The organism is Patulibacter brassicae (genome assembly GCF_033949425.1).
Taxonomy (GTDB): Bacteria; Actinomycetota; Thermoleophilia; order Solirubrobacterales; family Solirubrobacteraceae; genus Patulibacter; species Patulibacter brassicae.
The window spans coordinates 84,825-94,413 of sequence record NZ_JAXAVX010000013.1 but is presented as its reverse complement, the minus strand read 5'-3'; the positions used below and the strand labels follow the sequence as shown (position 1 = coordinate 94,413).

General features: G+C 73.2%; 11 protein-coding genes. All 11 read left to right on the top strand.

The genetic code is table 11. The features are described 5' to 3' along the window. Positions 1-886, top strand: an 886-nt coding sequence (locus SK069_RS17555; RefSeq protein ID WP_319955558.1) for an IS3 family transposase, incomplete at its 5' end; no start/stop codon positions are given. 67 nt (positions 887-953) lie between these two features. Continuing rightward, positions 954-1,874, top strand: coding sequence for a CHC2 zinc finger domain-containing protein (locus SK069_RS17550; protein ID WP_319955557.1), 921 nt, complete (start codon positions 954-956; stop codon positions 1,872-1,874). Between the two features lie 232 nt (positions 1,875-2,106). Continuing rightward, positions 2,107-4,143, top strand: a complete 2,037-nt coding sequence (locus tag SK069_RS17545; RefSeq protein WP_319955556.1) for a ParB/RepB/Spo0J family partition protein — start codon at positions 2,107-2,109, stop codon at positions 4,141-4,143. Between the two features lie 140 nt (positions 4,144-4,283). Beyond that, positions 4,284-4,517 carry a DUF3072 domain-containing protein gene (locus SK069_RS17540; protein WP_319955555.1) on the top strand — a complete coding sequence of 78 codons (234 nt, stop codon included), beginning with the start codon at positions 4,284-4,286 and terminating at the stop codon, positions 4,515-4,517. After that, the gene (locus SK069_RS17535) at positions 4,514-4,738 is read left to right on the top strand and encodes a hypothetical protein (RefSeq protein ID WP_319955554.1); all 225 of its coding nucleotides are present in this window, start codon (positions 4,514-4,516) and stop codon (positions 4,736-4,738) included. Before SK069_RS17540 ends, SK069_RS17535 begins: the two co-directional genes overlap by 4 nt. A gap of 263 nt (positions 4,739-5,001) precedes the next feature. Next, entirely contained in the window at positions 5,002-5,361 is a 360-nt protein-coding gene (locus SK069_RS17530) for a hypothetical protein (protein ID WP_319955553.1), read from the top strand. 395 nt (positions 5,362-5,756) lie between these two features. Continuing rightward, the gene (locus tag SK069_RS17525; protein ID WP_319955552.1) at positions 5,757-6,755 is read left to right on the top strand and encodes an endonuclease/exonuclease/phosphatase family protein; all 999 of its coding nucleotides are present in this window, start codon (positions 5,757-5,759) and stop codon (positions 6,753-6,755) included. A gap of 654 nt (positions 6,756-7,409) precedes the next feature. After that, on the top strand, positions 7,410-7,826 hold the full coding sequence (locus SK069_RS17520) for a single-stranded DNA-binding protein (protein ID WP_319955551.1): 417 nt from the start codon (positions 7,410-7,412) through the stop codon (positions 7,824-7,826). Positions 7,827-7,902: 76 nt separating this feature from the next. After that, entirely contained in the window at positions 7,903-8,091 is a 189-nt protein-coding gene (locus SK069_RS17515) for a hypothetical protein (protein WP_319955550.1), read from the top strand. A 1-nt stretch (position 8,092) separates the two neighbouring features. Further along, complete coding sequence (locus SK069_RS17510; RefSeq protein WP_319955549.1) at positions 8,093-9,070, top strand: ArdC family protein; 978 nt, start codon at positions 8,093-8,095, stop codon at positions 9,068-9,070. After that, positions 9,067-9,327, top strand: a complete 261-nt coding sequence (locus SK069_RS17505) for a hypothetical protein (protein WP_319955548.1) — start codon at positions 9,067-9,069, stop codon at positions 9,325-9,327. Before SK069_RS17510 ends, SK069_RS17505 begins: the two co-directional genes overlap by 4 nt. Positions 9,328-9,589: the final 262 nt, after the last annotated feature.

Here is a 9,589-nt window from a genome sequence, read left to right as displayed (position 1 = left end):
CGGGGTGTCGGTGTCGGGCTACTACGCCCGCAAGAGCCGGGCGCCGTCCGCTCGCCAGCAGGAGGATGAGCGGTTGCTGGACCTGATCCGGCAGATGCACGCCGAGAACTACGCGGCCTACGGGTACCGCCGGATGTGGAAGGCGCTGCGACGCGCGGGCGAGCCCGTGGCGCGTTGCCAGGTGCAGCGGCTGATGCGCCACGACGGCCTCGTCGGCGCGAAGCGCCGCGGCAAGCCGTGGCGGACCACGATCCCGGACCCCGACGCAACGCGGGCACCGGACCGCGTGGACCGCGACTTCGCCGCCGATCGCCCCGATCGGTTGTGGGTCGCGGACTTCACCTATGCGCGGTGCTGGGAGGGCCGGGTGTTCTTCAGCTTCGTGCTCGACGTGTTCTCCCGCAAGATCGTCGGTTGGCAGTTCGCTGACCACATGCGCACCAGCCTCGTCCAGGACGCCGTCCAGATGGCGCTCGGGACCCGCCAGCGCGGCGCCGACGTCGAGCTGGTCCATCACAGCGACGCCGGGTCCCAGTACACCTCCGGCGAGTTCACGCAGACACTCGTCGATCACGGTGTTCTGGCGTCGATCGGCAGCGTCGGCGACGCCTACGACAACGCGATGGCCGAGAGCTTCGTGGACACGTTCAAGACCGAGCTGATCGCCGACCGCGTCTGGCGCACGAAGAGTCAGCTAGAGCTCGCGATCGTGGAGTGGGTCGGCTGGTACAACCATTCCCGGTTGCACAGCGCGCTCGACGACGTGCCGCCGATCGAGCACGAACAGGCCTGGCACGACGCGGCGCGCGGCGGCAGCGATCTTCGCTCGCGCTACGCGCTCGCTCCGATCGCTGCCGCCGCCGAGTCTCCTACCGTTCCCAACTGACCCAAGTAGAACGGCCTCCACGCAACCCGGTCCGGCTCAGCTGCTGTTCGAGGACCGCGCGGGCCTGGTGGAGCTGCGCCTGCGCGACGCACGGACCGGTCGGTGGTCCCAGCGGTTCCGGGCGGCCAGCGACCTCGAAGCGGCTGCGGCGTTCGGGATCGAGGCCGCCACGCGGCACGACGTCTACGTCGGGGTGCTGCCGCGCACGCGGCGGGGTGGTCGTCGGGCCGACCTGCCCGAGACCGGGGCGGTGGCGTGGGTCGATCTGGACCGTGAGGATGCCGCAACGGTGCTCGAGGCCGCAGACATTCCCGCGCCGTCGTTGGTCGTCGCGTCGGGGTCGCCGGGGCATCGGCATCTGTACTGGCGGCTGGAGGAGCCGGTCGCGCTGGACGAGCTGGAGGACCTGAACATGGGGTTGGCGGTCCAGCTCGGCGGGGACCTCCGCGCTGGTGATGCGCCGCGGATCCTGCGGCTGGCCGGCACGCTGAACCACAAGCCACCGACCCCGACCCCAGTGCTCATCGACGGCGGGCCACCGACCGGGGCAGCGGCGGTGCGGCTCGCCGACCTCCGGCTGTTGACGGCGCCGAGCCCGACCCCGTCTCCCCGGCCGCGACGCGGTCCTGCCGCTACACCAGGCGGAGAGCGGCAGCGTGCTCGGCGGGCGGCGGTCTCGGCGAAGGTGCGGGCGTTGGAGGCGATCGCCCCAGCGGTCTACGTCGAGACGCTGACCCGCCAGACGGTCCCTCCGAGGTCTCGAAAGGTCCGCTGTCCGTTGCATGAGGACGACACGCCGTCCTTGCACGTCTACGAGACCCCGGAGCAAGGGTGGTTCTGCTTCGGGTGCCGGCGCGGCGGGTCGGTGTACGACCTCGCCGCCGCGACGCTCAGCCGGCAGCTACGCGGCCATGGGTTCGTCGAGCTACAGCGGGACCTGATCGACCTACTCGTCGACCGGACTGCTCCGTCGCCGCGGCGTCGATGATCGCTTTCCCGGGAATGGTGCTCGAGAGAGCGGTGGTGGTGCGGGGCCCGGTGCAGGATCGCGTTGGGCCGGGATGGTGGCGCGCCCGCCCGGCCGCACCACCCCGGCCTGCTGCGCGGCGGCGCTCGTGGTTCCGGGTCGGGGTGGTGCTGGGCGGGCGTGCCGGTCCCGGCCCTGCAACGCGGTCCCGCACCGGGCGGGGCCCACCGGAACCCGAGAGGGGTTGAGGCCGATGGCCACCACCGAGCAGACCCACGAGACCGAGCAGCAGCAGGAGACGACGAGCACGACGTCCGCGTCCGTCCCCGAGGAGACGACGCCGCAGACGACGACGCCCGGGGCTCCGGACCTGCGGGTGATCGAGCTGGACCGGATCCAGGTGCGCGAGAACTTCAACCCGCGGACCCGTCGGGACGAGGAGCGGTTCGGCCGCACGGCGTTCTCGATCGCGCAGGACGGCGTGCTGGCGCCCGTCCTGGTGACCCCGACCGCCCCGGATGCGGAGACATACTGGCTGGTGGCCGGCGAGGGCCGCTACCGCGCCGCCGAGCAGGCCGGCCACGCCACGATCCCCGTCCTCGTCCGCGCGGTCGACGAGCGCACCGGCGGCCTGGAGCTGGCGTTGGCGGAGAACCTCGCCCGCGAGGACCTCGACCCTGTCGCGATCGCCCACGGCTTCGACCGACTGAAGGCTGCGGGGTGGGGGCGTCGGCAGATCGCCGAGCAGTTCTCCGTCACGCAGAAGCTCGTGGCCGACCGGCTCCAGATCCTCAAGATCCCGCAGGATCTGCACCCCCAGGTCGCGACCGGCGAGATCCCGCTCTCGGCGGTCAAGCCGCTGGCCCGGTTGGCGCAGGCCCACCCCGAGCTGCCCGCCGTGCTCGTCGCCCGCGTCCGGAAGGGCAAGCCGGCCCAGTCGTGGGTCGAGCCGCTGGACTGGCCGGCCGCGGTCGAGGACCCGATCGGCGCGCTCACCTTGGACTACCAGGGTCCCGGCACCCGGCTGCCGGCCGGCGTCTATGACCCGAACGAGCCCGTGGATCCGAAGGCCCTGCCGTTGCCGGAGCAGGCGCGCAAGCAGTTGCGGGAGCTGGCGCAGCTGCGGCGCGTCGACCCGGGCAAGGCCACGGTGCGGGTCACGCGCGAGGGGCTAGACCACGCGCGCTCGCTTGGGGCGGTGGTCTCGCATCCGCGGGGGTTCTCGCACCTGCTGATCGGCGAGGACGTCCTCGTCCAGGTCCTCACGGACCAGACCAAGGCAGCGGTCAAGCACGCGCGCAAGGTCGCCAAGCGCCAGCGCGACGCCGCCAAGCAGCGCGACGCGACCGACGCGGACGCCACCAACACGCAGGCGCGCAACGACGACGGATCCCCTGACGCTCCTGAGCTGTCGCCGGAGGAGCAGGCCGAGCAGCGCCGTCGGGAGCGGCAGCAGGAGCTGGAGGCCCGCCGCAAGGCACGGGCGCACAACGAGGAGCTGGGCGCGGCGGTGTTGCGGTCGCTGGTGCGGTTGAAGCTCGACGAGCGGAGTCTGAAGGTCCTGCTGGCGACGATCCCGTTGCTGGACCTGCCCGGCCTGGCGATGCGCGGCGCCCGCTACTGCCTGCCCGGCTGGCCGGTCGAGGAGGCCACGGAGGCCGGGAAGGCGAAGGTCACCTACCCCGACCTCGGCGACAGCCGCCGCAAGGCGATCGAGTTCCTGAACGGCGCCACGACGGTCGGCGAGATCACCGGCCGCCTGTTCTCCCTGATCGCGTTGGCGCGCTACGCCGACGAGCACGCGGTCGCGAGGTCCAACCGGTCGACCTACCGGTTCCCGCGGCTGGAGCACACGCCGTGGGAGCAGGAGACCGTCGACCTGATCGACGAGATCTGCACCGACCGGCTCCCCGGACACCTGACCGCCCCGGTGCAAGAGGAGCGCCGTGCGTTCCTGGCCACCCAGGAGCGCGGGCGGCGGGAGCGTCGCGAGGCCGCGCAGCGCGTGCAGGCCGCGCTGGAGCGGATCGGCGAGCTGAGCGAAGACGAGCGCACGCAGGTGGTCGAGGACGCCAAGCGCGCGTGGGGGCCGTGGGACCCGAAGGTCTGGGACGTGCGCCGCAAGCTCCGCGAGAGCGAGCCGAACACCGGCCCCGACCAGACCGGAGACGCGGCCGCGACGGACGCCCACGACACGACCACGACCTCGACCGCCCATGACGGTGAGCCGCACGAGGGATCGTCCGAGGAGCATGGGGACCGGTCCGGCGAGGAGTCGCAGGCGGCGTGATCTCGTGGCGGGTCGGGTGCGGACGGGGTCGCCATGGTCGCCCCGGCCCGCATCTGGCCGGCATCGACCCGTGACCTGCCCGCCCGCGAGCCGGCCTCCGTCTGGCGGTGGTCTTCGAGGGCCGGGGCGGGAGGCGACCCATGCCCGCACCCGACCACCCGACCACAACGACCGACCGGTCGCCGACCGCGCGGCAGCTCGCGTACCTGCGCACGCTCGCCGAGCGCACCGGCACCAGCTTCACCGTCCCGACGACGCGGCGGGAGGCGTCGCGGCAGATCGACGCGATGCGCACCCGGCCGCGCTCCAGCCGCCTGGACCGCGATCTCGACCGCCACGCCGTCCGCGGCGGCGATCTCCCCGTCCAGCGATGAGCACCAACGAGCCGCTCACCCACCTGACCGTCGGGCAGGAGATCGGCGGAGTCGACCTCCACGTGCTCCACGGGACCGAGTCGTGGGGCGAGGAGGCGACCGTGACGGTGCGCGCCGTCTTCGACGGCACTCCCGAGAGCTACCTGCTCGTCGACGCCGTGTTTGGTCGCGAGCACGACGCCACCCTCGAGCAGATCAACCGCGCGCGCAGCGGCGACTGATCCCGGCTGCGTCCGCCAAAGTCCGCCACCGCCCGTCGCGCGACGCCGCCGGGGGACGCGACGCGAGCCCCCGGTTCTGCCGCTGGCCGTTCGCGGACCGGGGCACCTGCGCGCGGGCGAGGTCGACCGCAACGACGACGCTGTCGCGGCCGCGCACCGCCACCGGCGGAGCTGACGGTTCGCGGGCCCTCTTCGCGCTGTCGAGTCGGGGTCCCGCGCCGTCGTCATCCAAGCGCGCTCAACTCATGGCTATTCTCGCGCGGATGCGTGCTCGGCTGATGTCGCTAGTCGTGATCGGGGCGTCGACCGTGGTGACGGCGCTGGCGGTACCCACGGCGGCCTCCGCGGCGCGAGCGTGCAGCGGCACCGTCCAAGCGAAGGGCTCGCTCTCGGGCGGCCTGGGCTGGGAGGTCACCGCCCGGCAGATCCGCGCCACGGGGCTGGGATGCGCCTCGGCGCGTCGCCGGGTCAAGCGGCTGGCGGTCGCGCGTGCCGGACACGGCGCTCGTCCGAAGGGGTGGCGGCTGCGCAGCACGCGGCGCTCGACGACCGGGTTCCCGCGCGTGACCTACCAGCGCGGCAGGCAGCGCGTCACCTTCACCTACTCCTACGCCGAGGGGTAGACGAACGAGCGCCGCGCGCCGCGTCACGCGCGCGATCGCCGGCGCTTTGCCGTCGCGCCTTGCGTGGTGTTCGCGTCGGCGGGGCGGCTACCCGACCTGCACGTGTTGCGAGTCGCGCTGTTGCGCGTGCGGCGCCGATGGGTCCGCCGTGACGCGCCTTGCCTACGTGACCGGCGCGGCGATCTCCGCGAACTTTCCCGGAGCGACGTGCCCGCGATGCGTCCACCAGTCGTGCCTGCCGTGTTGCGAGTCGCGATGTGCGCGAGATCCGATGAGCGCAGGGTCACGACCTGCTCACCGTCTCGATCGTTCGCCCGCCCTACCGTCGAGGCAACGACCACGACCGTCGGCACCGCCCCGGACACGTCGGGCCGGCACTGACGGGAGCGCCCAAAGTGCGGATCGCGACGTTCAACCTCAACAACCTGTTCGACCGGTTCAACTTCGAGGTGCAGCTCGACGCGCTGCCCTCGCGCGAGGAGATCGCCGCCCAAGCTCTGAAGGTCATCCCTGACGAGGATGGGAGCCTTGGCCGCACGGACGGTGGGATCGGTGGGCTGGTGAAGCCCAAGCCGCTGACCGAGCGGATCCGGTTGGCGGAGCGGATCCGCCTCCTGGATGCCGACGTGCTGGTGGTGCAGGAGGTCGAGCATCGCGACGCGCTGCGCGAGTTCAACGCCGCGGCGCCCGAGCACGGCGGGCTGGGCGGCCTCTACTCGATCGTCGTGTGCATCGACGGCAACGACCCGCGGCGGATCGATGTCGGCGTGCTCTCCCGGATCCCGTTGGGTGGGGTGACGAGCTGGCAGCACGTGATCCACCCGGAGCTGCCCGACCGCCCCGTCTTCTCGCGCGACCTGCTGGAGGTCGACCTGCTCGACAGCCGCTTCGAGCGGGTGGTCGCGACCTGCCTGGTGACGCACCTCAAGAGCCAACTGATCCCCTACGAGCGCGGCCAGACCGCGACCGATCGGGAACGCGTCGAGCGGGCCAACGACCTGCTCCGGGGCCGGCAGGCGGAGATGATCGCCCGGATCCTCCAGCGGCGCCGGCTGGACCGGCCGCACCTCGTGGCCGGCGACATGAACGACGCCCCCGACAGCGAACCGCTGCGGCCGTTGCGTGACGCGCCGACCGGCCTGGTCGACGGGCTCGCCGACCCGGTCGAGGAGCCGCCCTACCGGTTGGCGGAGGACGACCCGCCGCAGAGCGTCCGGTGGACGCACCGCTACCGCACCGGCGGGTCGACGAGCTACGAGTTGTTCGATCAGCTCTGGCTGGACCCCCGGGCGGCCGAGCGGCAGACCGGGTCCGGGATCGGCCGACGCCGGCGCAAGACCACCGACGGGTCCGACCACGACCCCGCCTGGGTCGACCTCGACCTGCCCCACTGACCCCGTCCCTCCCGCTGCCCCGGACCCGTCCGGGGACAGCCCGCGCGGCACGATCCCACGCCACGCACGGGCCGGCGGGCCGGGCCGCCCGAGCACCGCGAGGACCGGCCGGCGGGAACGCCGCGACCAGCCGCGCGGTGCGCCTCGTCGCGCGCCGCGTCGCACGGACGACGCTCGCCCATGAGGCGAGGCATCGCAGCCGGCCCCGGGCGGCGGGACGTCCTGACCGAGCCCAGACATCCGCGAAGCGAGAGAGCAGCGGGGCCGAGGGCGGGCCGGGTCGGGGGCGCGGGTGCCGGGGTCTCGGGGTGGGGCGGCCAGGCGGGAGGACGCGCCGGGCCGGGTTGGACGGGCCCGGGTCCAGGCGCTTCTGGGACACGCCGGGTTGGCGGTCCGGTGGGCCCTGACTGTTCCTTCCCTGCAGTGTGCCGGCCGCTCGCCCGGCTGCGGCCAACCCGCCAGAGCTGGTTTGCGGGGATAGGGGCCTTCGGCCAGAGGGGATCGCGCCTCCTTCGTCGGCGCAAACCAGCCCGACGGGTCGGTCGCCCTCGCTGCGCTCGGCCTCCGCCGGGCTCGTCGGCCGGCGGCCTTCCGGGGCGTCACACAGGGCCACCGGCCCACCACCCGAGCCCCAGAAAGAAGGCCGATCTCCAGATGCAGTCCAACACCACCATCAGCGGCTACCTCGGCCAGACCCCCGAGGTCCGCGAGACCCCCGGCGGCCACAAGGTCGCGACCGTCCGGGTCGCCGTCAACGACCGCCGCCTCTCCGACCAGGCGCTCTGGTTCTCCGTCGATCAGTGGGACGACGCCGCCGAGCGCGCCGCGAAGTTCCTGGTCAAGGGCCAGCACGTCGTCGCCGAGGGCCTGCAGCGCGCCGAGATCTACACCGACCGCCACGGCCAGCCGCGACTGGACCTCCGGCTCCTGCGCGCCTACATCGACTACGGCCCCAGGCCCACCAGCACCGAGGCCACCGCTTCTCCGCAGGACGCCCCGCCGGAGCCCGCCACCAGCGCTCCGGCCAAGCGCAAGCCCCGCAAGACCGAGCCCGCGCCGGTCGCCGCCTAACCCCGGCGGGTCTCGGGCCGCGACCCCACAACGGGTCGCGGCCCGCCCCGCGCACCACACGAACAGGAGCACCCCCGTGACTCCCACCGTCTGCGCGTTCCCCGACGACGACCCGTCGTTCGACGCCTCCCGCCTGCACCCCGACCTCCTCGACGACCTCTTGGACGACGAGCGCCTCGACCCCCGCTGGCTCGCCGACCTGGACGAGCCCTGGCAGCCCGACGAGCCGTGGGCCCCGACCGACTTCGACGACGGCCTGATCTGACATGACCACCACCAGCCCCAAGCCCCGAACGCCGGCGCGACGCGACGTCGCCCAGGCCGTGACCGCGCGGATCCTCGACCAGCTCGACCACGGGACCGTCCCGTGGCAGCGGCCCTGGTCCACCAGCGGGTTCGACCCGTTCCCGCGCAACCTCGCCACCGGCGCCGCGTACCGCGGCATCAACGTCACGCTGCTGTGGAGCGCCGACTGCGGCTCGCCGTGGTGGGTGACCTACCACCAGGTCCGCAAGCTCGGCGGCCAGGTCCGCAAGGGCGAGCACAGCGCGCCGATCGTCGTCTGGAAGGACACGCTGAAGCGCCTGCGCACCCAGACCCAGCTCGACGAGGCCCGCCGCGAGCGCCGCCAGATCGTCCGCCACCCCAACGGCGGCCTGGCCGCGAAGGTCGTCTTCGGCCGGATCTACCACGTCTTCAACGCGACCGACCAGGTCGACGGCCTCGACGACCACCCCGTGCTCCAAGCGACCCGGGAGGAGCCCGACTGGGATCCGCTCCCGGTCTGCGAGGACCTCGTCGCCCGCTACCCCAACCCGCCGACGATCACCACCGGCGGAATCCAGGCGTTCTACGACCTGGCTCGTGACCTCGTGCGGATGCCCGACCGGCACCGCTTTCCCGAGCCGACACGGTGGCACGCGGCGCTCTTCCACGAACTCGTCCACTCTACCGGCGCGCCCGCCCGCCTGCACCGCCTCGACCTCACCCAGGCCGCCCGGCGCGATAGCCAGGCATATGCCAGAGAGGAGCTGACCGCCGAGATCGGCGCGGCGTTCCTCTGCGCCCACGCCCGCATCGACACCCCGCACCTGCACGACCAGCACGCCGCCTACATCGACGGCTGGCGCCGAAGGGTCACCGGTGACCCCAAGCTCGTCCTGCTCGCCGCGCAGCGCGCGCAGAAGGCCGTCGACCACATCCTCGACCAGCACGGGCCCCGGGAGCGCGAGGAAGCAGCATGACCAACCCGACGCTCCCCCCGGACCCCGACCAGATGCAGTCCGCCGTCCTGCTCGTGCTGCTGGACCTGCACCCGACCCCGGTCACCCGCGGCGAGCTGCGCACCCGCCTCGGTGTCCCCGACGACGCGCCGTTCGTCGACCACGACCCGATCGATGTCGCGATCGACGAGCTGGCCAGCTACGGCCTCCTGCACCAGCACGACGGCTGGCTGCTCGCGACCCAGCCGACGATCCACACCGCCCGGCTTCTCGGATAGCGGCCGCCGGCAGCCGACACGGGGGCCCCGACGCGCCGGGGCCCCTCCGCCAGCGGCACGCACCGCGCGACGGTCAGCGAGACACGACACGACAACAGCACGGGGGGCGAACGGCGGAACAGGGGGCCGCGAGCGAAGAGCACAGGGAGGCGGCCGGTCCGAAGGAGGAACGGGGTGGGCGCCGGGGTGAGGGCCCAAGCCGGACGAGAAAGGGGGCCCTTCGCGCGACGGAGCGGCGCGGGGCCTTCGTTCCGTGCGGCCT

Bases quoted from the DNA above. Each gene is read 5' to 3' on its own strand.
- SK069_RS17505 (WP_319955548.1), top strand. From the start codon at position 9,067: ATGACCAACCCGACGCTCCCCCCGGACCCCGACCAGATGCAGTCCGCC.
- SK069_RS17520 (WP_319955551.1), top strand. From the start codon at position 7,410: ATGCAGTCCAACACCACCATCAGCGGCTACCTCGGCCAGACCCCCGAG.
- SK069_RS17535 (WP_319955554.1), top strand. From the start codon at position 4,514: ATGAGCACCAACGAGCCGCTCACCCACCTGACCGTCGGGCAGGAGATC.
- SK069_RS17510 (WP_319955549.1), top strand. From the start codon at position 8,093: ATGACCACCACCAGCCCCAAGCCCCGAACGCCGGCGCGACGCGACGTC.
- SK069_RS17545 (WP_319955556.1), top strand. From the start codon at position 2,107: ATGGCCACCACCGAGCAGACCCACGAGACCGAGCAGCAGCAGGAGACG.
- SK069_RS17540 (WP_319955555.1), top strand. From the start codon at position 4,284: ATGCCCGCACCCGACCACCCGACCACAACGACCGACCGGTCGCCGACC.
- SK069_RS17530 (WP_319955553.1), top strand. From the start codon at position 5,002: ATGCGTGCTCGGCTGATGTCGCTAGTCGTGATCGGGGCGTCGACCGTG.